Genomic DNA, 23713 nt, shown 5'->3' with positions numbered 1-23713 from the left:
GGGTGTTGCCCGTGTCAGGGGTCGGGGTACTGCTAGTAATCGTCGTCTCGCTTCGTTATTCGCTCTGCCGCATGTTCGCTCTGGCTGCCCGCCTGTTCGACGATCCGGTCGACGACACGGGCGGTGTCCGTATTGCTCGCGTCGGAGGTGGCTGCTTCGACGAGGGCGATCTGCTCATCCAGTAGCGGGTTTCGCTGCCGCGGCTTGATCGGGACCTTCTTTGTGCGGAGCAACGCAGCGCCGATCCGTTCGGAATTCGATGCGAGCAGCGGCCCCATCACACTCATGAGGAGAACATACAGTCCGGCGAACGGCTGCAGGCGCTCGTCGAGCCCTGCCGTGAGGGCGAGGATCGCGAGGATCAGCGCGAATTCACCCCGGTTCATCAGGATCGCGGCGGCGTTGATACCCGCCTGTGTGCTGAAGCCGTAGAGCCGGGCCATGAACTGCCCGGCGACGACGTTGAGCACGAGCGTGAGGAGAACCGCGAAGACGACCGGCCAGATCACCAGGGGGAACTGGCTCGGATCAAGGGTCAGCCCGAAGTTGAGGAAGAAGAAGGCCCCGAAGACGTCGCGGAGCGGCACCGCGACGTGTTCGATCTTGGCGCTGTAGCGGGTGGCGCCGAGGACGAGCCCGATGAGGAAGGCACCGATGGCGTCGCTGACCCCGAGGACCTCGCCGAGGCCGCCGAACAGCACCGCGAGCCCGAAGAACAGGATCGTGAAGAGCTCGTCGTCCTTCGTGCGGAAAAGCCGGCTGACGTACGCCCCACCCCAGCGGGCCAGGCTGAACATCACGACGAGGAAGGTGAACGCGATGGCGAGCTTTCCGACGACCAGCCAGGGGTCCGATTCGCCGCTGAGCACCACTGACACGATGGCGAGGTAGATGGCGAGGAAGATGTCCTGCACGACGGTCACGCCGAGGATCATCGGCGTCTCCCGGTTGGCGAGCCGATTGAGCTCGATCAGGAGTTTCGTGACGATGGCGCTGGACGAGGTCCCGATGATGCCCGCGACGATGAGGGCCTCCCGGGTACCCCAGCCGAGAACGAATCCGAAGATCAGGCCGGCACCCATCAGCAGTACGAGGTAGGAACCTCCAGAGATGAGCAGCTTTCCCGCGTTGCCGAAGAACTCGTCCTGGTCGAACTCGAGGCCGAGGTTGAACAGCAGCAGGATCAGACCGAACACAGCGATCAGTTCGATGTACGTGCTCTCGAAGTTGAGTGGGAACCAGCCGTTGTTCGGGCTCGCCAGGAACCCGACGATCATGTAGATCGGGATCGCCGGAAGCCCGATTACTTTGCCGAGGCGGCCGAGGATGTAGGCGACGACGAGCAGGGTTCCGAGAACGATGAGGTCCGTTCCCAGCGACGAGCCTTCAGCTGCAGCGGCGGCGAACATCGTTCAGCTTCCCGGCGGAGCTTCAGTCGCACCTTGAAGGCGTGACTCCCCGGTGCGGAAGAAGGCGAATGCCTTGGCGACCTTTTCCGGGCTGCCGGCGACGACGAGAGTGTCGCCGGGGAAGACGCGGAAGTCCTTCGACGGTGCAGGGTTGGCTGACTCGCCACGAACAACGGCGACGACGGTGAGGCCGACGATACCGCGATCGGCTGGGTCGCCGAGCGGCTGGCCGGCGATGTGATCCTCATAGTCGACGCGGAACCAGTCAATGGAGAGTCCCGGGATCGCATCCAGCGCCGTCAGCGACTCGGTGATCTGGGTTCCGCCGAGGAGCTCGGCCAGCGTGTGCGCTTCGTCTTCGCTCAGCCGGAGGGACACCTTGCTGGCGTCGGAACCGTCTTCGTCGTCGGCGAAGGTGATCAGGTCGCTGTGACCGGAGCGGTGGGCGATGACTCCCACCTTGCCGCCATCGTCGGTCACGAACGTGTGCAGAACGCCGACTCCTGGGAGCTTGACCCGCCGAACATCGACCATCGCCGGACTCCTCAAAGCTTGGGTGCAGTTCTCCCAGTCTAACGGAGGCCGGTTCGTCTCCCAGCCGGTTTCGGCTGGGAGACGACGGTCATCTCACGGCCACGATGTCAGGGGCTTCGAGCCGGATCCGGTCGGCGGATTCGTCGTCGGGCTGCTCCTGGGAGGCACGCTCGGCCGCGACCCGTTTGAGGTAGGTGGCGACTTCCCTCTCGGTGCGCTCTTCGTCCCAGCCCAGGACGCCGGCCATGAGGCGCGCGGCGACCGGGGCGGCGGACACTCCGCGGTCCCACGCTTCGATCGAAATCCGGGTGCGCCGGGCGAGGACGTCCTCGAGGTGGAGCGCCCCTTCGTGGGATGCCGCGTACACCACCTCCGCACCGATGTAGTCGTCGGCTCCAGGAAGCGCGTCGTTCAACTCGGGACGTTCGCGGATGAGGTCGAGCAGCTCATCGGTCAGCACACCGTATCGGTTCAGGAGGTGTTCGATCCGGACCTTGTGCACACCGAAGGCGCGAGCGATCTTGCCCCGCTTGTTCCAGGCCGCCTGGTACCCCTCAGCGCCGAGCAGCGCGATGTTCTCGGTGATCGACTGCGGGACCTTGCCGTCGAGAGCGTCGGCGGCCGCGTCGATGGCGTCCTTCGCCATGACCCGGTACGTGGTCCATTTGCCACCGGCGATGACGACGAGTCCTGGAACGGAGTGAGCGACGAGGTGCTCGCGTGAGAGCTTGGAGGTCTGGTCGGATTCGCCGGCGAGCAGCGGGCGGAGCCCGGCGTAGACACCTTCGACGTCGTCGCGGGTGAGCGGCACCGCGAGCACCTTGTTGACGTGCTCGAGGAGGTAGTCGATGTCGGCGGCGGTCGCGGCTGGGTGCGCCTTGTCGAGGTTCCAGTCAGTGTCCGTTGTACCGATGATCCAGTGCCTGCCCCAGGGGATGACGAACAGCACGCTCTTCTCGGTGCGCAGGAGCAGGCCCATCGTGGACTGGAACCGGTCGCGTGGCACGAGCAGGTGGATGCCTTTCGACGCGCGCACCTTGAACTGGCCGCGTTCCCCGACCATCGACTGGGTGTCGTCGGTCCAGACGCCCGTGGCGTTGACGACCTGCCGTGCGCGAACCTCGAAGCGTTCGCCGGTTTCAAGGTCATGCGCCTTGACGCCAACGACCCGCTGGCCGACCTTGAGGAAGCCTTCCACCCGCACCCGGCTGGCGGCGTGGGCGCCGTATGAGGATGCGGTGCGCACGAGGGATGCCACGTACCGGGCGTCGTCGACCTGGGCGTCGTAGTAGGTGAGTCCGCCGACGAAAGCGTTGTTCCGCAGCGACGGGATCGACTTCTGAACCTGGCGTTTCGTGAGGTGCCTGTGGTGGGGCACTCCGGGTGGACGGCCGCCGGTGTAGCTGAACAGGTCGTACAGCAGCATGCCAGCGCCGATGTAGAGCCGTTCGAAGATCGGGCGGTTGAGCGGGTAGAGGAACTTCACCGGCTTCACCAGGTGGGGGGCGATGCGCTGCAGCAGAAGCCCCCGCTCGATGAGCGCTTCGCGGACGAGTCGGAAGTCGAGCTGCTCGAGGTAACGGATGCCACCGTGCACGAGTTTCGACGACCGGCTTGACGTGCCGCTGGACCAGTCCCGCGCCTCGAGGATGCCGGTGGACAGGCCGCGGGTGACGGCATCCAGTGCGCTGCCCGCTCCGACGATGCCTCCGCCGACCACGAGGATGTCGAGTTCTTTCGTCTTCAGTGCCTCGATCGCAGCGCTGCGTTCCTCAAGGCCGAGCTTGGTCGAGCGCGAAACGGTATTGGAATTAGCCATTCTTGCCTCCACCGGGATCGAACCTGCCGCGATTCCCGGATCCCGCTCAAGGTGGCACCGACAGGCTACGCCACTGCATGTCCTTCGACGCTAACGCACCCGGACACACGTCACAACTGCCTTGCGTCGCGGCTGTGCGGTCTGACATTCCCCCGCGAACTGTGATGGACTCTTCGGAGCACACCAATTCGCAAGAGGGATCGGGAGCCGTCATGGGAACCATCGCTGAGAACATCGTCGGCACGCTCAAGGCAAGTGGGGTGAGCCGGATCTACGGCCTCCCGGGCGACTCGCTGAACGGGCTCACCGATGCGATTCGGGCGAACGGAGACCTCGACTGGGTGCACGTGCGCCATGAAGAGGCGGCAGCCCTCGCGGCGTCGGCTGACGCCGCGCTGACCGGCGAACTCGCCGTGTGTGCCGCGAGTTGTGGGCCGGGCAATCTCCACCTCATCAACGGCCTGTTCGACGCCAACCGTTCCCGGGTGCCGGTCCTCGCGATCGCCTCGCACATCCCCAGCGCCGAAATCGGCAGCAACTACTTCCAGGAGACCCACCCGCAGGAGTTGTTCCGTGAGTGCAGTGTCTATTGCGAGATGGTCGGGTCCCGCGAGCAAATGCCCCGAGTGCTCGAGGTCGCCATGCGCACAGCCATCGAACGTCGTGGGGTTGCCGTGATCGTCATTCCAGGCGACATCCTCGAGTCGAAGGCCGTCGAGGCGCGAACGGTGCCGATCCGACCGACCTCGAGTTCGGTGCTCCCGTCAGCGGAGGGACTGGCCGAGGCCGCCCGCCTGCTCAACACCGCTGAGAAGATCACCATTCTGGCCGGCGCTGGAGTGGCCGGCGCCCATGCGGAAGTCCTGGCACTTGCCGATGCGCTCGGCGCTCCGATCGTCCATGCCCTGCGCGGCAAAGAGCACATCGAATACGACAACCCGTTCGATGTCGGCATGACCGGGCTCCTCGGGTTCGCATCGGGCTATCGGGCCATGGAATCCTGCGATGCACTTCTGATGCTCGGCACCGACTTCCCGTACCAGCAGTTCTTCCCGGAGGATGCTGTCAAGATCCAGGTCGACGTGCGCGGCGAGCAACTCGGCAGGCGTACGCCCCTTGATCTCGGGCTCGTGGGCACGGTGAAGGACACCGCGCAGGTGCTGCTGCCCCTGATCGATCGAAAGACCAACCGCGACCACCTCGAGCGCTCGATCAAGCACTATCGCACGAGCAGGTCAGGGTTCGATGAGCTTGCGACGAACGACCGCAACCGCGCGCCGATCCATCCGCAGTACCTGACCCGGCTGATTGATGAGCAGGCGGATGCCGACGCGGTCTTTCTCCCCGACGTCGGTTCGCCCGTCGTATGGGCCAGTCGCTACCTGTCGATGAACGGCCGACGGCGGCTGATCGGATCCTTCAGCCACGGCACCATGGCGAACGCCGTGTCGCAGGGAATCGGGGCACAGGCATCCCAGCCCGGCCGGCAGGTGATCGCGCTAGCCGGGGACGGCGGCCTGACGATGATGCTCGGCGAGTTGCTGAGCCTCACCCAGAACCGCCTTCCGGTGAAGGTCATCGTGTTCAACAACTCGTCGCTCGGCTTCGTCGAACTCGAGATGAAAGCCGCCGGGCTCGTGAACTTCGGCACAGAGCTGGTGAACCCGAACTTCGCCGACATGGCAACAGCGATGGGGATCTACGGTCGTCGCGTCGAACGGCCAGATGACCTGCCGTCCGCTCTCGCTGAGGCGTTCGCGCACGACGGTCCCGCGCTCGTGGACGTCGTCACGGCGCGACAGGAACTGTCGATCCCGCCGGCGATCAGCGCCGAGCAGGCGAAAGGCTTCACCCTGTACGCCATCCGCACCGTCCTGTCAGGGCGCGGGGAAGAACTGGTCGACCTCGCCACCACGAACGTCATTCGCCGGATCTTCGACTGAGACGGGCACACGGCGATTGTCCGCGGATGCCACGGTTCAGTGCGCCCATGGTCCTGAACCGGCGATCTCCGGTGCTTCAGCGCACATCGAAAGCCGGACCGGGCATCGGCACGCCCGTCTCAACCCCTGGCCGACGTCAGTGCGAGCGGTATGGAGCGAGGACGACCTCTACCCGCTGGAATTCCTTGATGTCGGAGTACCCCGTCGTCGCCATTGAACGCCGGAGCGCGCCGACGAGGTTCGCTTTGCCGTCGGCAACGGTAGCCGGGCCGTAGAGAACCTCCTCAAGCGATCCGATCTGGCCGACCTCGACCCGGCGTCCGCGCGGCAGCTGGGAGTGATACGCCTCCGTACCCCAGTGGTAGCCGCCGCCTGGGGCGTCCGTCGCACGGGCAAGCGTCGTGCCGAGCATGACGGCGTCGGCGCCGCAGGCGATGGCCTTGACGATGTCCCCGGCCGTGCCCAAACCGCCATCTGCGATGACGTGGACGTAACGCCCGCCTGACTCGTCCATGTAGTCACGGCGTGCACCGGCGATGTCGGCGACCGCGGTCGCCATCGGCGCGTGGATGCCGAGGGTTGCGCGGGTGGTCGACGCAGCTCCTCCGCCGAAACCGACGAGAACGCCCGCGGCGCCTGTGCGCATGAGGTGCAGGGCTGCGGTGTAGGTGGCCGCGCCGCCGACGATGACCGGGACGTCGAGTTCGTAGATGAACTCCTTGAGGTTCAACGGCTCCTGGTTCTTCGAGACGTGCTCGGCGGAGACGGTTGTGCCGCGGATGACGAACAGGTCGACCCCTGCCGCGACGACGGTTTCGTAGAGTTCCTGGGTGCGCTGCGGTGAGAGAGCGCCGGCGACGGTGACGCCGGCGGCACGGATCTCGGCGAGGCGCGCGGTGACCAGCTCCGGCTTGATCGGCTCGGAGTAGATTTCCTGCATCCGGGCCGTCGCCCTGTCGTCGGAGAGGCTGCGGATCTCGGCAAGCAAAGGTTCCGGGTTCTCGTAACGGGTCCAGATGCCTTCGAGGTCGAGAACGCCGACGCCGCCGAGCTTGCCCATCATGATCGCGGTCGTGGGCGAGACGACGGAGTCCATCGGAGCGGCGAGGAACGGGATGTCGAACTGGTAGGCGTCAATGCCCCAGCTGACCGAGACGTCTTCGGGGTCGCGGGTTCGACGGGACGGCACAATGGCGATGTCGTCGAATGCGTACGCGCGGCGTGCGCGCTTGGACGCACCGATCTCAGTTTCCATACTCACCCACCCAGCCTATCGTTCAGTCACCGACCACCTTTGCGACGCACGCCGGCGCACGCCGAGGCGACCCACCCCACCCCACCGAAAACACCCCGCGAGGCGGCAGCCTCGCGAAAGGCGGCAGCCAGTCCCAAGGCAATCTCGATAACGTGACGGCGATCCTCAACCATCTTCGCAACGCGACCCACCCCCAACGAAATCACCCGTTCCGGTCGAACTCACGCGATACAACGCATGAGCCCGTCCGGAACGGGTGATTTCGAGAGCGAGGCCTAGCGGCGGTAGTTCGGCGCCTCGACGACGATCTGCACGTCGTGCGGGTGCGACTCCTTGAGCCCGGCCGGGGTGATCCGGACGAACTTGCCCTTCTGCTTGAGCTCATCGATCGTGCGGGCTCCGACGTAGAACATTGACTGGCGGAGGCCGCCGATCAGCTGGTATGCGACGGCCGAGAGCGGCCCACGGTAGGGAACCTGACCCTCGATGCCTTCGGGGATGAGCTTGTCGTCGCTGGGGACGTCGTTCTGGAAGTACCGGTCCTTCGAGTACGAGGTCTTTTCGCCACGGGTCTGCAGCGCACCGAGCGAACCCATGCCACGGTAGGTCTTGAACTGCTTGCCGTTGACGAAGACGAGCTCCCCCGGGCTTTCGTCGCAACCGGCGAGGAGCGAGCCGAGCATGACGGTGTCCGCGCCGGCAACGAGCGCCTTCGCGATGTCTCCTGAGTACTGCAGTCCGCCGTCGGCGATCACCGGCACACCGTATTCCCGTGCGGCGAGGGATGCCTCGTACACGGCAGTGATCTGGGGCACCCCGACTCCGGCGACCACTCTGGTGGTGCAGATGGAGCCTGGGCCGACACCGACCTTGATGGCGTCGGCACCGGCTTCGGCGAGCGCCTTCGCGCCGGAACGGGTGGCGACGTTGCCGCCGATCACGTCGACGCCGGCGAATGCCTTGTCTCCCTTGATCTTGCGGAGGATGTCGAGCACGCCGGCTGAGTCTCCGTTCGCGGTGTCGACGACGAGTACGTCGACACCGGCGTCGACGAGAGCACCCGCGCGCTGCCAGGCATCGCCGAAGAACCCGATGGCGGCACCGACACGGAGCCGGCCTTCGTCATCCTTGGTGGAGTTCGGGTACTTCTCGCTCTTGTCGAAGTCCTTGACGGTGATGAGGCCCTTGAGTTTGCCTGCCGCGTCGACGAGGGGCAGTTTCTCGATCCGGTGCTGGGCGAGGATCGCGATCGCATCATCCGGGTCGATGCCGACAGGAGCGGTGATGAGCGGCATCCGCGTCATGACATCGCGGACGGCGGTCGTGGCTTTCTCGAACGGGGCAACGAAGCGCATGTCACGGTTGGTGATGATGCCGACGAGAACGCCGTCGCCGTCGATCACAGGGAGGCCGGAGACACGGAACTGCCCGCAGAGGGCGTCGACTTCAGCGACCGTGGCATCCGCAGTCGTGGTCACTGGGTTCGTGATCATGCCGGACTCACTGCGCTTGACGAGGTCGACCTGCTCGGCCTGGTCGCCGATGGACAGGTTCCGGTGCAGGACGCCGAGTCCACCCTGCCGTGCCATGGCGATGGCCATGCGCGATTCGGTGACCGTGTCCATGGCGCTGGACAGCAGCGGTGTCGCGACCGTGATCCGTTTGGTCAGTCGCGAGAAGGTCTCCGCCTCGCTCGGGATGACGTCCGTGTGGCCGGGCAACAGCAGAACGTCGTCATAGGTCAGTCCGACAAAGCCGAACGGGTCTGAGTTTTCCATTGCTTCCCTTCACGGTGGAGGACCGGCGTCATCGGGGGGTGACGGATGCCAGAAAACACTGCGCATGGGGACCGGTAGTTAATGCTAACCGCAGAAAGGTAACGATTATGCCCGGAACCTTGGCACTTTGAGTTGAGGAATACCCATGTTCGAAACATCTAGGTCATAATCGGGTCGTATCGTCAAACAGAGCCGTTCGGCGAAAAGTTGCGTAGAGACCTGGCGGTCCCTGCCCGAGGGACCTGGCGGTCCCGCACTGGAGGTGCAGTGAGTTCCCCTCATTCAGTCCAAGCCCCGCGCCGCGCGCAGACGATCCTGCTGTTCTTCGCCCTTCTGTTCGGTGCGCTGATACTGCAGTCGGCGTCAGCGGCACCCGCTCAGGCTGATGAGGTCGGCACCGAATACGACTTCTACTTCGCCGGCAACGTCAAATACGAGAGCGAACCGCTCGAAGACGTCGTCATCATCGTCGACGGCAACGGCTACAACGCCGAAGTGGAAACGGATGCCGAAGGGAAATGGAAGATCGGCGTCCCGGAGAAGGGCACATACACGGTGACCCTCAATGAGGAAACCCTCCCGGAGGGCGTCATCGTTGCCGAGGGCTCCGCCTCGGTCGAATCAGAGATCGCGCTGACCAACTCGAAGATCGTCAACTACTTCCTCGGTGAGGGTGTGCGGGTGACCACGAGTTTCTTCGACCAGTTCGTCGAGCGGACGGTCAACGGTCTGAACTTCGGGCTTCTTCTCGCCCTGGCCGCTGTCGGCGCCTCCCTCGTCTTCGGAACGACCGGGCTCTCCAACTTCGCCCACGGTGAAATGGTGACCTTCGGTGCTGTGATGGCGCTGCTGTTCACCAACCTGCAGATGCCCATTTGGGCAGCCTTACCGGCAGCGGTGGTGATGAGCGGGGTGTTCGGCTATGTCCTCGATACGGGGCTGTGGCGACCTCTCAGGCGCAGGGGAATCGGCATCGTCCAGGTGATGATCGTCTCCATCGGCCTCTCGCTCCTCATCCGGTACCTGTTCCTGTACTTCATCGGCGGAAACACGTACCAGTTGCCTGGCGCCGGTGAGGCGGGAATCCGGCTGTTCGGCTCGGTCACGCTTTCGATCACCGACATGGTCAGCATGGCTACGTCCGCCGTCGTTCTGGTCGGGGTCGCCTGGTGGCTCGTCAAAACCCGCACGGGAAAGGCGACTCGAGCGATCTCAGACAACGCATCGCTCGCCGCCGCCAGCGGAATCGACGTCGACAGGGTGGTCCGTATCGTCTGGATCCTGGCCGGCGCGCTTGCCGGTCTCGCCGGCATTCTCTGGGCGTACTTCCGCCCCGGGATCAAATGGGACATGGGAACCCAGATCCTGCTGCTCGTCTTCGGCGCCATCGTTCTCGGTGGGCTGGGGACGGCGTTCGGCGCCCTTCTGGGTTCGATCATCGTCGGTCTCCTCGTGGAACTCTCCACGTTGTGGATTCCGTCCGACATCAAATATGTGGGAGCGCTCGTTGTGCTCATCGCCGTCCTGCTTGTGAAACCACAGGGCCTGCTGGGCCGCAAAGAGAGAATCGGTTAGGAGGACGCCATGGACTGGGAATCAATTCTGTCGAATACCGCCTCCTGGCTGATCAGCCCGGAGACCATCGCCTACGCGCTGGCTGCCCTCGGGCTGGCCGTCCACTTCGGATACGGAGGACTGCTGAACTTCGGTATGGCCGGCTTCATGGCGCTCGGCGCCTATGGATATGCCATCTCGATCCTGACCTTCGGCCTGCCGTGGTGGGCCGGGATTCTCGTCGGCATGCTGGCATCCGTCGTCTTCGCCTTCATCCTCGGCATCCCGACGCTGAGGCTTCGAGCGGACTACCTCGCGATCGTCACCATTGCGGCCGCCGAGATCGTGCGACTGCTGTTCACGACGCAGGTCTTCGACTCGGTGACCAACTCGGCTGACGGCCTCGGCAACTACCACGAGGGTTTCCGTGCGGCGAACCCGTTCCCCGAGGGCAGCTACGGTTTCGGACCCTGGACATACAACGCCAACGGCTGGTGGGTCCGGATCTTCGGCATCGGCCTGCTCATCGTCGCCGCACTTCTGGTGTGGCTGCTCATGCGCAGCCCGTGGGGTCGAGTCCTCAAGGGCATCCGTGAAGACGAGGACGCCGTGCGCGCGCTCGGCAAGAACGTTTTCGCCTACAAGATGCAGGCGCTCATCGTCGGTGGCATCTTCGGCGCCCTGGGTGGCGTGGTGTTCGCGCTGCCGTCCGCCGTCGTGCCGAGCGTGTACGTGACCAGCCTGACGTTCTTCATCTGGACGATCCTCCTTCTCGGCGGAGCGGCAACGGTCTTCGGTCCGCTGCTCGGCGCTGTCATCTTCTGGGTGATCATGGGCTTCCTGTCGAACGTCCTGCCCGCGATGGCGTCGAGCGGACTGCTGCCGTTCATGTCCACCACCCAGGCCGCAACTCTCCGCTTCATCCTCGTAGGACTCGCCCTCATGCTGATCGTCATCTTCAGACCGCAGGGCATCCTCGGCAACAAGAAGGAGCTGACCTTTGTCAAGCAGTAGCGGAGCACACTCCCCCGTCAAGACCACCGGGCTGCACATCGGTGAGGCTGTTCCCGGTGTCGCCAAGGTCGACCCCATCATCATCGCCGACAACGTGACTCGAACCTTCGGTGGTCTCAAGGCCGTCGACGTGGATCATGTGGAGGTTCCCCGCGGAGCGATCACGGCTCTCATCGGGCCCAACGGCGCGGGCAAGACGACCCTGTTCAACCTGCTGACCGGTTTCGACAAACCGGACACAGGGACCTGGACCTTCGACGGCACGCGTCTCAACGGCGTCCCTGCCTTCAAAGTGGCTCGAATGGGCCAGGTCAGGACCTTCCAGCTGACGAAAGCGCTCGGCCTGCTCACCGTGCTCGAGAACATGAAGCTGGGGGCACAGAAGCAGACGGGCGAGAACATGTTCTCGAGCCTCATCAAGCCGCTCTGGAGAAAGCAGGAGGCGGAGATCGAGGAGCGGGCCATCGAGATCCTCGCCCGGTTCAAACTCGACACCAAGAAGGACGACTTCGCTGCGAGTCTCTCCGGCGGTCAGCGCAAGCTTCTCGAGATGGCGCGGGCGCTCATGAGTTCGCCGAGACTTGTCATGCTCGACGAGCCGATGGCGGGCGTGAACCCGGCGCTGACCCAGTCGCTCCTCGACCACATCCTCAACCTCAAAAAGGAGGGGATGAGCGTGCTCTTCGTGGAGCACGACATGCACATGGTTCGGCATATCGCCGACTGGGTCATCGTGATGGCCGAAGGTCGGATCGTCGCCGAGGGCGACCCGGAAAGTGTCATGCAGGACGCCGCCGTGATCGACGCTTATCTCGGCAGCCATCAGGACGTCGACCTCGGAGTCGTCACCGGTCGTGTCTCCGGAGTGAAGACGGCAGGAGTCGCAGACCTTCTCGCGGAGATCGACGCGGAAGTCGGCTTGACCGATTCGTCCGCGTACGTCGCAGACACGAAGACGGACGACTCAGCGAAAGAGGGAGACACCAAGTGACCAGCGCTACGCTCGCGCCCGAGACCGTTGTCGAGGTCAAGAACCTGACTGCCGGTTATCTCCCCGGCGTCAACATCCTCAATTCGGCCAACCTGGTCGCTGCCAAAGGCGAACTGATCGGGATCATCGGCCCGAACGGTGCCGGCAAGTCGACCCTGCTGAAAGCGATCTTCGGCCAGGTTCGGGTGAGGGGCGGCGAGATCCGGCTCAACGGAGAGGACATCACCGGGTTGAAGGCGGACAAGCTCGTCGCGCGCGGCGTCGGCTTCGTGCCGCAGACGAACAACGTCTTCCCGAGCCTGACGATAGAAGAAAACCTGCAAATGGGGCTCTTCCAGAATCCGAAAATCTACTCGGAACGCCTGGAATTCGTCACCGGGATCTTCGCCGAGCTGGGCAAGCGCCTCAAGCAGCGTGCGGGATCGCTGTCCGGCGGAGAACGCCAGATGGTGGCCATGTCTCGAGCACTCATGATGGACCCGCACGTTCTGCTCCTCGACGAGCCGAGCGCCGGTCTCTCCCCCGTGCGTCAGGATGACGCGTTCATCCGGGTGTCCGACATCAACAAAGCGGGCGTGACGACGATCATGGTCGAGCAGAACGCACGCCGCTGCCTGCAGATCTGCGACCGCGGGTATGTTCTGGACCAGGGAACGGATGCCTACACCGGCACCGGTCGCGAGTTGCTCAACGATGAGAAGGTGATCGGGCTGTACCTGGGCACTCTGGGACAGGACGAAGACGAGTAAACCGGAACTCCGGCAAAAGCCCCGCAGACGGCGTCTGCGGGGCTTTCTCGTGCATTCAAACCGGCTGCCAGTGATCGAACGACGAAACGGAGGCCGCGGGCTCCCCCGCGGCCACCGTTCCGATCAGCTGAGCGTTCTAGTTGATGCGCTCGTACTTGTTTTCTGCGTTGTACTGGTGGATACCAATGGTCGCCTCGGTCGGGTCACCGTTCTCATCGAAGGTGATGGGCCCGGAGTAGCCGTCGTAGTCCACAGCTTCGCCATCGTTGATGAGTGCGGCGCAGTCCGCGAAGGTGGTGCACTTCTCACCGGTGTCTTCCCCACCGCCAGAGACGCTCTGCAGCTCCGCTGCGATGTCTGCGCCTTCGGTCGACCCGGCCTGGAGAGCTGCCAGAGCGAGAAGGACGACAGCGTCGTAGGACTCAGCTGCGTAGCTGTAGTCCTTCAGCTCCTCATTGCCTTCTGCCTGCCAGAACTCCTGCAGTCGATCGGTGAAGTCACCGAGCTCCTCCGTGTCCAGTCCAGGAAGGGTGCCCTTGGCACCGGTCAGGGTACCGGGGGCGAAGTCCGCTGAGTAGTCGGACAGGTTGCCGTCGACGAAGTACATCTTCTCGGCGGGGTAGCCCGAGAGGGCGGGAACGATCGTCTTGGTCTCCTCGAACGCGATCAGGGCGATCGCGTCAGGGTTGGCGGCCTTCAGCGAGCTGACCTGCGCGTCGAACGTCGTGTCACCGGCGTTGTACGACACTTCCTCGACGACTTCGCCGCCGGCCGCCTCGAAGTTTTCCTTGACGAAGCCGGCCAGGCCGGTTCCGTAGGAGTCGTTGAGGTAGAGGATGCCGAGGGTTTCGTTGCCGTCTTCAGCGATCAGGTTTCCGAGGACCTCGCCCTGCAGGACGTCGCTGGGTGCTGTTCGCCAGAACAGCCCGTTGTCGTCCCAGGTGGTGAAGTCCGCCGAGGTGTTCGCCGGCGAGAACTGGATGACACCAGCGCCGGTGACCTCGTCGATGACGAGCTTGGTGACACCGCTGGATGCGGCGCCGATGATGGCTGAAACATCTTCGCCGAGCAGGTTCGGGACCGTTGTCGCGAATGCCTTGTTGTCGGGGTCGCCGGAGTCGCCGTAGGTGACATCAACGGTGATGCCCAATTCTGCGTCGTTGATCTCCTTGACGGCCAGACCGACACCCGCTTCTTCTGGTGGGCCGAGGAAGGCCAGCTGTCCGGTCTGCGGCAGGAGCGTCCCCACCTTCAGTGTGAGGTCCTCGCCTGCCGGCCTTTCATTGTTGCCACCTTCACCTCCGCCGGGGCTCGAGCATCCGGTGAGAACCAGTGCACTGGCCCCCAGGAAGGCAAGCCCACTCAACGTGGCTGTGCGGGTGCGTGAGCGGGAGGCCGTAGCCCGGGTGAAAACGCCCATGTTGCTCCTTGCTGTCGTGTCCGATCGACAGCGCTGAGGTGCTGTCGTTGTGCCAACCTATTCGAGCAATCGTCAGGGAACAATACATCTGGGTTACATACGTGTAACGAGAGGTGCAATCGTTACCATTCGTGATCTTTTCCCGCGGTCAGGGCGAAGATCCGGCCGCTTTGTTGCGCTGGACGGCGGATCGCCGCGCACTCGCGGCCATGTCGACGGTGAGGATGACGAGCGCGATCCAGACCAGGCCGAACCCCACCCACCGTTCGATCGGCATTTCCTCATGGAGAACGAGCACCCCGACCAGGAACTGGATCACCGGGGCGAAGAACTGGATGAATCCCATCCACACGAGCGGCAATCGGCGGGACGCGGCGGCGAAGAAGAGGAGTGGAACGGCGGTGATCACGCCGGTGCCGGCGAGGAGAGCCGTGTGCATCGGGCTCACCGTCCCGATCGTCAGCCCGGTTGTGGCGCCGACGACGAGAAGCTGGACAACGGCGACGGGAAGCAGCCAGGTGGTCTCGAGAGTCAGCCCGGCGACGGCGTCCACCCGCGGTCCCACCCGTTTCTTGATGTACCCGTACAGCCCGAACGAGAAGGCGAGGATCAGCGCGATCCACGGAACACCACTGCCGCCGACCGCGAGGACGAGAACGGCGACGATGCTGATCCCGACAGAGATCCATTGGATGAGCCGCAATCGTTCCCGGAGGAAGAAGACGCCGAGGAACACGGTGACGATCGGGTTGATGAAGTAGCCGAGTGCCGCCTCAACCACCTGGCCGCTGAGGACGCCGTAGACGTAGGTCTGCCAGTTGACGAAAATGAGGGCACCGGCGAGCGCCATCGTGAACGTGATGCCGGGCGTGATGAGGAGCCTGACGAACGGCTTCCACGCCCTGGTCACGGTGAGCAGCAGCGCGCAGAAGATCAGGGAGAAGATCACCCGGGCGGCGACGAGTTCGAACGGCCCGGTTGGGGCCACCAGAAGGAAGTAGAGAGGGAGCATCCCCCAGAGAACATAGGCGGTCACCGCCGAGACGAGGCCCGAGCGGTTCAGCCGGTCGTGCGGCTGACCGGTTCTGCCGGCGACCGTTCTGTCGGAGGCGACGTCGATGTCGGCGGGATCGGACGCTGGGGGCATCCCTCGATGCTACTCGCGGCTGGACCCGAGTCCCGCCGCTTAACGGACGAATCCCGGAGGGCTTTCGCCATCCGGGATTCGTTCGAGTGCAGTGCGTGTTAGCGAACCACCACGGCAAGCACGTCGCGGGCCGAGAGAACCAGGTAGTCCTGGCCGTCGAACTTCACTTCGGTTCCGCCGTACTTGGAGTAGATGACCTTGTCGCCGACGGCAACGTCGAGCGGAACGCGGTTGCCGTTGTCGTCGATGCGGCCGGGGCCCACTGCTTCGACGATGCCCTCCTGGGGCTTCTCCTTGGCGGTGTCAGGGATGACAAGACCGGAAGCGGTTGTCTGCTCGGCATCGACCTGCTTGATGACGATGCGATCTTCGAGCGGCTTGATGGAGACCGACACGGTTGACCTCTTTCTGAAACTAAAGCTATGAGTTAGCACCCTCACATCGAGAGTGCTAACGCCAGTCTAGGGATCCATTGGCACTCTCGCAACGTGAGTGCCAATGGGGCGACGGAATCGGCGTCATCCGGTTGGTAGGTTTGCGGGATGGAAAGAGCCGAACTTGTCGAGTTGCTGACGCCTGAGGGTCTGACCCTGCTCGATGAAGTGGCAGGAGCGGATGCCGGCGGCGACGTCGTCGCCACGGTCTCGCGGTTGCGGGCAGCCGGACACTCCCCCTCTCTGGTCGCCACCGTGCTGACCCAGGCCAGGCTGCGCGTCAAGGCGCAGGCGAAGTTCGGGACTTTCGCTTCGCGGATGCTCTTCACCGAAGCCGGGCTCGAGCAGGCAACACGCCTCCGGGTGGCTGCGATGCACGCCGGGCGGTTCGGTGCCGCCGGATTGACGCGCGTCGCCGATCTGGGCTGCGGTATCGGCGGAGACGCCATGGCATTCGCGGCCCTCGACCTCGAGGTGACGGCTGTCGACGCCGACGAGGTGACGGCGACCGTCGCCAGTTACAACCTCGCGCCGTTCGAGTCGGCCCGGGTGGAACATGCGTCTGCCGAGGACGTCGACCTCAGCCGGTTCGACGCACTGTACTTCGACCCGGCGAGACGCACCGCAGGGCACTCGAACACCGCCAGACTCACCCAGCCTTCCGACTACACCCCGTCACTCGACTTCGTTTTCGCGTCGGCAGCATCCCGGCCCACCGGGGTGAAGCTCGGGCCCGGATTCGACCGGTCACTGATCCCTGACGACGCCGAGGCGCAGTGGGTCAGCGTCGACTCCCACGTGGTGGAACTCGGTCTGTGGTTCGGCACTCTCGGCCGCGAGGGCATCCGCCGTTCCGCCCTCGTCCTGGACAGCGACGGAAGCCACGAGCTCAACGCCGGCGCGGACAGCGAGGATGTCGACGTGGCGCCGCTCGGCGAGTATCTCTGGGAGCCCGATGGAGCTGTCATCCGCGCCCGTCTCATCGGCGACGTCGCGCGGGCGCTCGGCGCTGGCATGCTGAGCGACGGGATCGCCTACCTGACCGGGAACGAGGCAGCGACGAGCCCGTTCGCGAGCGGGTTCCGTGTTCTCGAACGCTTTCCGCTCGACGAACGCACCCTCAAACGGGAGTTGCGAGCGCGCGGGATCGGCACGCTCGAGGTCAAGAAGCGCGGCGCAGACATCGACCCCGCCGCCTTCCGCACTCGGATGAACCTCAAGGGTCCGAACAGCGCGACCCTCGTTCTCACCCGCGTGGCCGGGAGGCATGCCGCGCTGCTCTGCGAGCGCCTCTGACCGGCATCCACTCTCTTGGCATGTCCCGGCGCCCGGTCGCAACCCCTCGACATCGCGCCGCCTGCCGTGGTGTCCTGAAGGCTCCAGTACACCGAGAAGAGAGAAGGATGCCCCATGGCAACTGTCAAATCGGATATCGACGTCTCCGTCCCCATTTCCACGGCGTACAACCAGTGGACCCAGTTCGAGTCGTTCCCCCAGTTCCTCAGCGGAGTGGACAACGTCGTTCAGAAGACGGACACCCTGACGCACTGGAAGGTCTCGGTTGCCGGGGTCACCCGCGAGTTCGACGCCGAGATCACCGAGCAGCACCCCGATGAGCGGATCGCGTGGAAGAGCACCGGCGGCGAAGACCACGCCGGCGTCGTCACCTTCCACCGCCTGAGCGATGCCGAGACCCGCATTTCGTTGCAGCTCGACTGGACTCCGCAGGGCATCGTCGAGAAGGCGGGCGCACTGCTGCAAGTCGACGACATCCAGATCGGCCGCGACCTCAAGAAGTTCAAGGAACTGATCGAGTCGAACGGTTTCGAGACCGGCGCATGGCGCGGCTCGGTCGACCGTGAACCGGACGCAACCGGGCGCTAGAGCTCTGCGGCGCCTCAGGCCGGGTCGCCCGCTTCGGCGGGAACATCCCATCCGGTCTGAGGCGTTGCGCACGTCCCGCGGAAGACGTACTGCGACGGCAGCTTCCGCTCGTGGCTCGACCAGTCGATGGCCGGGCGGCGTTGCTCAGGGGGCAGGTAGCCCAGACGGTACAGGGCCATGAGCTCGAGGTCGTCCGGCACCTGCAGGAGAGATTCAATCTTCGCCCAGTTGCCTGGGACCTCCATCGGGAACGACACGAACTGGATACCCATACCCAGTTCGACGGTGGCGAGCCAGACGTTTTCCACGGCCGCGCCCATGCTGAACACCGAGTAGAACGATGACAGTTCCCCCGGCCGGTACTCGGCCCGGTCGAGCATCACTCCGAGGAGCATCGGGGAGCCCGCGACGAGCTTGCGGTTCTCCTCACCGAGTTTCTGCGGCACGCGCATCGTGTTCATGAGCTTCTGTCCGCGCTTGGTGAAGACCTGACCGGTGAACGGCCGGAGGGCCGCCGGAAGCTTGTCGAACAGCATCCCGTCTCTCCGTGTTGCCATCTCTTCGGCGCTGAACCGGAAGTAGGGCTTGTAACGTTCGAAGAACGTGCCGTTGGACATCGCCTCGGTCATACTTTCACCACTGATCGTGGCAATCTGCTCGATCGTCGGCCGGTCTTCAACGATCACGAACCGCCAGGGCTGGCTGTTGAGCTGTGAAGGAGCCCGGCCGGCAAGTTCCATCAGGAGTCGTTGGTGCTCTTCGCGGACCGGGTCTGGCAGGAACGGGCCGTTCGTGGTTTTCCGCCGGCGGACGACGTCGAGAAATTCCATGCGTTACCTCCAGGCTTTGACGAGACTCGCCACGAAGAACGGTGCTGCGGCGAGCGCCGTAACGATGTGCCGCCGTGAGTGCGAACTGATCGCGGGGATCAGCACGAGCGGTACAGCGGCGGGGAGCAGCAGCAGGCCTGCGCGGTTCCGGCTCCAGAAGAGGGAACTCACCGCGATCCCCGCGAGACTCGCGGTCGAGATGTACAGCGCGTGGTGGACCCAGTGCGCACGCCCGGTGCGCAGGGTGCCTGTCGCGACCGCCGCACCGAGGGCGCAGTTCGCCAGGTAGCTGGTCGTGGCTGCGGTGAAGAGCACGGCGGGGTTCACGGCGGATCCTTGTCGCTATGACGTCGTCAGCGCGAGCCAGGTGAGGATGCTGTAGGTCAGCCATCCGAGGGAGAGCACCACGCCGACGAAGCCGGTGACGATCGCACCCAGGGCGATACCGCGGGCGTGCGGCTCCCGGGACCGGGCGAGGAATCCGAGCACGATGGCGGCGAGGGAGAGCAGCAGCGTCCAGCCGAAGAAGATGCCGCCGATCACTCCGATCGCACCGAGTATCAGACCGGTGTTGGCGAGCTTGGCGGCCGGCTTCGCCGGTTTGGTGGGCATCACAGCGACCGGGTACGGCTGAGCCGGGGGGTATCCGGGGGCCGCGTAGCCGGGAGCGGGATAGCCGGGGCTCTGGTAACCGGGTGCGGCGTAGCCGGTTGGGCCGTATTGCTGCGTCTGCGGAGCTTGCTGCCCGTTTTGCCCGAACTGCCCGTAACCGCCCGTCGGGAGGACCGGCGGCTGGGGATACTGGCCGTATCCCGCCGTCGCGGGGCCGCCGGTCGTACCGAAGCCCGGCGAACTGGGAGGAGCGAACCCGGACGGCCCCGCCGGCGGGATGCTCGGGTTAACCGCTGGGGCGCCTGGTTGCGGCGCGTGCCTGCCCGCCGCTGGTTGCCCGAAGGGATTCGGCGGCGGGGCGGAGGCTTCGCGATATGCGGCTGCAGGGGCCGCAACGGCCGGTGCCTCAGGGGCCGGTTGCGGCTCGGCGGCCGGTGTCTGCTGGGGAGGAAGCGGGGGTCGCGCGGGAAGGTCCTCGGGAGGCTGGGGGTCTGACAAAGTTCTCTCCTGTCGCCGAAGCACGAGGTCGGTGGGTGCCCGCGAGGCGAGCACCGGCATCCAGAATGACACCCTACCGCGATGCGTCGCGGAGCTGCTCAAGCGCCGCCGGTGCACCCGATCGTCGTAAAGGCGGCATGGGGCACACCATGGCAACCGAATCGCCACGGATGCTGTTCAGCACGTTCGGCAGCGTGGCGTGACACGCGTCATCGATTGGGCCGAGCCGCCGCAGGCGCTGAGCGCCGGACGTTCAGGAGACCTGGATCTGCGTGACCGGGAGAGTCGAATCGGCCGAGAAATCCAGGGTCGACGGGGCATGGCCCGCCATGATCAGCTGCGCACCGAGCTCGGCGATCATCGCGCCGTTGTCTGTGCACAGGGACAGCGGCGGGATGCGCAGGGCGACGCCAGCGGCTGCCGCACGTTCGGTCGCGAGTTCCCTGACCCTCGCGTTCGCGACGACCCCGCCGCCGAGAAGCAGCCGCGGAACCTGGTGATCGGCACAGGCAGCGATCGCCTTGGTGAGGAGCACATCCGCGACCGCTTCACGGAAGCTGGCCGCGACATCCGCGATGGGAACCTCGTTGCCGAGGTCCTGCTGCTTCTCCACCCAGCGGGCGACCGACGTCTTCAGCCCGGAGAACGAGAAATCGTAGCGGTGCTTCGCCATGTCCTTGGGCAGGGTCAGTCCGCGCGGGAACCGGATGGCTGTCGGGTCGCCGAGCGCGGCGAGCCGGTCGATCTCCGGGCCGCCGGGGTACGGCAGGCCCAGGAGCCGTGCGACCTTGTCGAAGGCTTCCCCGGCGGCGTCGTCGATCGTCTCACCGAGCAGTTCGACGTCGCCGACGAGGTCGCGGACGAGGAGCAGGGAGGTGTGCCCGCCCGACACCAGGAGAGCAATCGTGGGGTAGTCGAATGGGGTGCCGGATTCGTCGAGGATGTCGGCGCCGACGTGACCGACGAGGTGATTCACCGCGTAGATCGGCTTGTCGAGCGCCACAGCGAGGGCCTTCGCTGCACCGACACCGACCATGAGTGCGCCGGAGAGTCCCGGTCCGGATGTCACGGCGATCGCATCGAGGTCGTCGAGCGTGATTCCCGCTTCAGCGACGGCTGCGGTCAGGGCGGGCACCAGCTCTTCGAGGTGGGCGCGCGCGGCGACCTCCGGCACCACGCCGCCATAACGGGCGTGCTCCTCCATCGATGAGGCGATGGTGTTGCTCAGCAGTTTGCGGCCACGCACGATCCCGATGCCGGTTTCGTCGCACGATGTTTCGATGCCGAGGACGAGCGGTGCGTCCCGGTTCAGGCTCCGAGCCCTCACGACGCGCCGACCGCAGTGCTCGGGCGGGCAAGTTCGAGTTTCATGACGATGGCGTCGACGTCGTCCGGCTGGTAGTAGCCGGGGCGCACCCCGATACCGGCGAAGCCGAGAGACTCGTACAGCGCTTGCGCTGAGGCGTTGTCCGCGCGCACTTCCAGGAACACGTCCCGGACACCGACCGCGCGCGCCTCCTTGAGCAGGGTATGCATGAGCGCCCGGCCGAGCCCCATCCTGCGGACGTCGGGGGTAACGGCGATGGTCTGAACGTCAGCCTCGGTTGCGCCCGCCGGGACCATCAGCCCGGCGTAACCCTGGACGATATCCGGGGCGCCGAGCGCCGTGGCGACGACGTACACCGTGTTCTTGGATTCGAGTTCGGCTCGCATCATCTCGTCGGACCAGGCATCCGTGACGAAGACGGACCGCTCGATGTCCATGATGTGGTGGATGTCGGCGACGGAAGCCCTGCGCAGCTTCCAGGTCATGCGGTCACCCGCTTGCGGGACGACATCGTGACGTCGGGAGATCGCAGATACAGCGGTTCGTCTGCCGCGAAGTCCGCCCCGGCTGCCCAGGTGAGTTCGGCGAGCATGCCGAGAGAGCCGGCCGACACGGTGTCGGCATCGAGCCGGGTACCGCTGACCGCTGGGAGGTCCTGCGGTACGGCGAGACCGGGGCCGGCGGAGCGGGCCGGCAGACCGCTCCCGGTGACTCCGGTGTACGACGACCAGTACAGCTCGCGGCGGCGAGCGTCGGTCGCGACGAGGAGGTCGCCGCTGTTTCCGGCGGAGTACCAGGCGAAGGCCACGGCGTCATGGCTGACGAGGGGAACGATGCGCTTGCCTGCGCCGAAGGCGAACGCGCGGGCAGCGGCGATGCCGATCCGCAGTCCGGTGAACGGCCCAGGACCCATGCCGCAAGCAACCGCCGAAAGGTCGGCCGCTGAGACTCCGGCCTCGCTGAGCGTGTCGCGGATCAGCGCGCCGACGACCTCCGCGTGCCGCATGGTGTCGTCGACGGCGAGTTCGGCGAGGATCCCGCCGTCGCGGTCGACCACAGCGACGGAGGTCCCGGTGGAGGAATCGATGGCGAGAAGCACCCGTCCAGCCTACGCGGTCGGGGTCGGTCAGGAGAGGTCCTCGTCGTGGCGGGTGATCCGGATCGACCGTCTCATATGGGTGCTTCATGGAACCTCGCTGTTGCTGTCGAAGGCACCGACGACGCAAATGCAGCTACCTTCGGGACACTCGAACCAAAGGCCGCAGGGTCCCCACTGTTGCACAGGCTTACAGACCTTGTCCTCTAGAACCGATAGCGGGCTCGGATGGCCCTGAATTGCCTAGTGCGAGTCAGACCGCGTGCTGTGACACCGCGCCCGAAAGGGGACGTGCTCGCGAGAACCCCCCGTCACTAGGCTCGAGCATATGAGCCTGCCCACCGCCTACCTCACGTCCTTCAAGAACACCGGTGACATCCTCGCCGCGATGCAGGGTGCGCAAGCTCCCGACCGATTCACGGCCAAGTTCTTGGAGGGGCTCGGGTTCGCGAGCAGCAACGACCGCGCAATGACGAATGTCCTCAAGGCAGTTGGCTTTGTGGACGACAACGGGGTCCCACAGAAGCGCTACCACGAATATCTCGACCAGACGCAGTCGGAGGCCGTGCTGGCTATCGGCATTCGCGAGGCATACGCCGACCTGTTTCGCATCAACAAGAACGCTCACACCATGTCGACCAACGAAGTGAAAAACAAGATGAAAACGTTGTCGGAGGGACAGTTCACCGATCGCGTCCTCCAACAGATGGCAGGGACGTTCAGCACTCTCGTCAAGTACGCCGACCTTTCCGCCGACGCGTTGGACGTGCAGGAACGCCGAGAAGAGGTCTTGAACGAACTGGGTACCGAAGCAATCGAGAAGGAGCAAACAGCAGAGCCGCGCAGGCCCAAGGCGAGAGGCTCAGCGTCAGGGCTCGGGGACCTCGTGTACAACATCAACATTCATCTACCCGAGTCGCGCGACGCTGCCGTCTACAACGCGCTCTTCAGATCATTGAAGGAGCATCTCGGCTAGTGGACGACAGGCTCTACAACTTCGTATATCGCGCACTTCTCACCGAAGAAGCCCTCGATACTGCTGGTCGCCCACGCAGACTCGCGGCGTCCGCAACAGAGATGGACATCAGCGCCGCTTTGAGCCTGGAGCTTTTCGACCCAGACATGCTGGCAGAAGCTCGCCTCATGTCGGTTGTGTACGCCTCCATTGCCGCATTCGAGCATTCGGTTCGCAAGTTCGTCTCCCGCGTCCTGATCGATGAGTTCGCTGAAGAGTGGTGGGAGAGAGGCGTGTCAACCAAAATCCGTAAGTTCGCGGAGGATCGTCGCGACGACGAAGAGAAGACGAAGTGGCATGGCGTCCGTGGCGCTGATCTACTCAGCTACACAGAGATAAAGCACCTCCCCCAAATCATCGGACAGAACTTCCAGCTGTTCGAGCCGTACATCCGGAGTCAGGAG

Annotated in this window: 23 protein-coding genes; 9 read left to right on the top strand and 14 right to left on the bottom strand. The window is 64.8% G+C overall.

The genetic code is table 11. The features are described from left to right. Positions 1–32: 32 nt before the first annotated feature. The 3 genes from ACLQ62_RS08465 to ACLQ62_RS08455 all read right to left on the bottom strand — a co-directional run bounded on the left by ACLQ62_RS08465 (position 33) and on the right by ACLQ62_RS08455 (position 3762). Positions 33–1409: a cation:proton antiporter gene (locus ACLQ62_RS08465; protein ID WP_411721202.1), complete on the bottom strand. Its 1377-nt coding sequence runs from the start codon at positions 1407–1409 to the stop codon at positions 33–35. A gap of 3 nt (positions 1410–1412) precedes the next feature. Beyond that, positions 1413–1943 (bottom strand): cation:proton antiporter regulatory subunit, encoded by a 531-nt coding sequence (locus ACLQ62_RS08460; protein ID WP_411721201.1) that lies wholly within the window; start codon positions 1941–1943, stop codon positions 1413–1415. A gap of 88 nt (positions 1944–2031) precedes the next feature. Continuing rightward, positions 2032–3762 carry a glycerol-3-phosphate dehydrogenase/oxidase gene (locus ACLQ62_RS08455; RefSeq protein WP_411721200.1) on the bottom strand — a complete coding sequence of 577 codons (1731 nt, stop codon included), beginning with the start codon at positions 3760–3762 and terminating at the stop codon, positions 2032–2034. 212 nt (positions 3763–3974) lie between these two features. Between ACLQ62_RS08455 and poxB the strand changes: the two genes are divergently transcribed. Continuing rightward, the gene (gene poxB, locus ACLQ62_RS08450) at positions 3975–5705 is read left to right on the top strand and encodes a ubiquinone-dependent pyruvate dehydrogenase (protein ID WP_411721199.1); all 1731 of its coding nucleotides are present in this window, start codon (positions 3975–3977) and stop codon (positions 5703–5705) included. A 136-nt stretch (positions 5706–5841) separates the two neighbouring features. Here poxB and ACLQ62_RS08445 read toward each other — a convergent pair whose 3' ends face one another. Both ACLQ62_RS08445 and guaB read right to left on the bottom strand, forming a co-directional pair. Then, positions 5842–6960: a GuaB3 family IMP dehydrogenase-related protein gene (locus ACLQ62_RS08445; RefSeq protein WP_411721221.1), complete on the bottom strand. Its 1119-nt coding sequence runs from the start codon at positions 6958–6960 to the stop codon at positions 5842–5844. Positions 6961–7235: 275 nt separating this feature from the next. Next, positions 7236–8738 (bottom strand): IMP dehydrogenase, encoded by a 1503-nt coding sequence (gene guaB / locus ACLQ62_RS08440; protein ID WP_411721198.1) that lies wholly within the window; start codon positions 8736–8738, stop codon positions 7236–7238. Positions 8739–9005: 267 nt separating this feature from the next. Between guaB and ACLQ62_RS08435 the strand changes: the two genes are divergently transcribed. From ACLQ62_RS08435 to ACLQ62_RS08420, 4 genes are read left to right on the top strand one after another with little or no spacing between them, the layout of a single operon-like run. Continuing rightward, the gene (locus ACLQ62_RS08435) at positions 9006–10313 is read left to right on the top strand and encodes a branched-chain amino acid ABC transporter permease (protein ID WP_411721197.1); all 1308 of its coding nucleotides are present in this window, start codon (positions 9006–9008) and stop codon (positions 10311–10313) included. 9 nt (positions 10314–10322) lie between these two features. Further along, a complete protein-coding gene (locus tag ACLQ62_RS08430) occupies positions 10323–11306 on the top strand; it encodes a branched-chain amino acid ABC transporter permease (protein WP_411721196.1) in 984 nt (327 codons plus the stop codon). Continuing rightward, positions 11293–12297 (top strand): ABC transporter ATP-binding protein, encoded by a 1005-nt coding sequence (locus ACLQ62_RS08425; protein WP_411721195.1) that lies wholly within the window; start codon positions 11293–11295, stop codon positions 12295–12297. The genes ACLQ62_RS08430 and ACLQ62_RS08425 overlap by 14 nt, the downstream gene beginning before the upstream one ends. Further along, complete coding sequence (locus ACLQ62_RS08420; protein ID WP_411721194.1) at positions 12294–13046, top strand: ABC transporter ATP-binding protein; 753 nt, start codon at positions 12294–12296, stop codon at positions 13044–13046. Before ACLQ62_RS08425 ends, ACLQ62_RS08420 begins: the two co-directional genes overlap by 4 nt. 136 nt (positions 13047–13182) lie before the next feature. Here ACLQ62_RS08420 and ACLQ62_RS08415 read toward each other — a convergent pair whose 3' ends face one another. From ACLQ62_RS08415 to groES, 3 genes are all read right to left on the bottom strand, one after another. Next, the gene (locus ACLQ62_RS08415; RefSeq protein WP_411721193.1) at positions 13183–14466 is read right to left on the bottom strand and encodes an ABC transporter substrate-binding protein; all 1284 of its coding nucleotides are present in this window, start codon (positions 14464–14466) and stop codon (positions 13183–13185) included. Positions 14467–14614: 148 nt separating this feature from the next. After that, positions 14615–15613 carry an EamA family transporter RarD gene (rarD, locus tag ACLQ62_RS08410; protein ID WP_411721192.1) on the bottom strand — a complete coding sequence of 333 codons (999 nt, stop codon included), beginning with the start codon at positions 15611–15613 and terminating at the stop codon, positions 14615–14617. Between the two features lie 98 nt (positions 15614–15711). Next, positions 15712–16008 (bottom strand): co-chaperone GroES, encoded by a 297-nt coding sequence (gene groES / locus ACLQ62_RS08405; protein WP_354499110.1) that lies wholly within the window; start codon positions 16006–16008, stop codon positions 15712–15714. Positions 16009–16155: 147 nt separating this feature from the next. Between groES and ACLQ62_RS08400 the strand changes: the two genes are divergently transcribed. Beyond that, on the top strand, positions 16156–17343 hold the full coding sequence (locus ACLQ62_RS08400; RefSeq protein ID WP_411721191.1) for a THUMP-like domain-containing protein: 1188 nt from the start codon (positions 16156–16158) through the stop codon (positions 17341–17343). Between the two features lie 114 nt (positions 17344–17457). Further along, positions 17458–17931: an SRPBCC family protein gene (locus ACLQ62_RS08395; protein ID WP_411721190.1), complete on the top strand. Its 474-nt coding sequence runs from the start codon at positions 17458–17460 to the stop codon at positions 17929–17931. A 14-nt stretch (positions 17932–17945) separates the two neighbouring features. Here ACLQ62_RS08395 and ACLQ62_RS08390 read toward each other — a convergent pair whose 3' ends face one another. The 6 genes from ACLQ62_RS08390 to tsaB all read right to left on the bottom strand — a co-directional run bounded on the left by ACLQ62_RS08390 (position 17946) and on the right by tsaB (position 22297). After that, complete coding sequence (locus ACLQ62_RS08390; RefSeq protein WP_411721189.1) at positions 17946–18761, bottom strand: nitroreductase family protein; 816 nt, start codon at positions 18759–18761, stop codon at positions 17946–17948. A gap of 3 nt (positions 18762–18764) precedes the next feature. Further along, on the bottom strand, positions 18765–19088 hold the full coding sequence (locus ACLQ62_RS08385; protein ID WP_411721188.1) for a hypothetical protein: 324 nt from the start codon (positions 19086–19088) through the stop codon (positions 18765–18767). A gap of 15 nt (positions 19089–19103) precedes the next feature. After that, positions 19104–19871, bottom strand: coding sequence for a hypothetical protein (locus tag ACLQ62_RS08380; protein WP_411721187.1), 768 nt, complete (start codon positions 19869–19871; stop codon positions 19104–19106). A 253-nt stretch (positions 19872–20124) separates the two neighbouring features. Continuing rightward, a complete protein-coding gene (gene tsaD, locus ACLQ62_RS08375) occupies positions 20125–21198 on the bottom strand; it encodes a tRNA (adenosine(37)-N6)-threonylcarbamoyltransferase complex transferase subunit TsaD (RefSeq protein ID WP_411721186.1) in 1074 nt (357 codons plus the stop codon). Then, the gene (rimI, locus tag ACLQ62_RS08370) at positions 21195–21683 is read right to left on the bottom strand and encodes a ribosomal protein S18-alanine N-acetyltransferase (protein WP_411721185.1); all 489 of its coding nucleotides are present in this window, start codon (positions 21681–21683) and stop codon (positions 21195–21197) included. Before rimI ends, tsaD begins: the two co-directional genes overlap by 4 nt. Further along, positions 21680–22297, bottom strand: coding sequence for a tRNA (adenosine(37)-N6)-threonylcarbamoyltransferase complex dimerization subunit type 1 TsaB (gene tsaB / locus ACLQ62_RS08365; protein WP_411721184.1), 618 nt, complete (start codon positions 22295–22297; stop codon positions 21680–21682). Before tsaB ends, rimI begins: the two co-directional genes overlap by 4 nt. Before the next feature lie 325 nt (positions 22298–22622). Between tsaB and ACLQ62_RS08360 the strand changes: the two genes are divergently transcribed. Both ACLQ62_RS08360 and ACLQ62_RS08355 read left to right on the top strand, forming a co-directional pair. Continuing rightward, positions 22623–23270 (top strand): DUF5343 domain-containing protein, encoded by a 648-nt coding sequence (locus ACLQ62_RS08360; protein ID WP_411721183.1) that lies wholly within the window; start codon positions 22623–22625, stop codon positions 23268–23270. Next, positions 23270–23713 (top strand): hypothetical protein (locus ACLQ62_RS08355; RefSeq protein WP_411721182.1); only part of this gene is annotated, 444 nt, incomplete at its 3' end. The genes ACLQ62_RS08360 and ACLQ62_RS08355, both read left to right, overlap by 1 nt.

The sequence above is a fragment of the Mycetocola sp. genome (genome assembly GCF_046716805.1).
Classification (GTDB): domain Bacteria; phylum Actinomycetota; class Actinomycetes; order Actinomycetales; family Microbacteriaceae; genus Mycetocola_A.
This window is presented reverse-complemented; position numbering and strand designations above follow the sequence as displayed.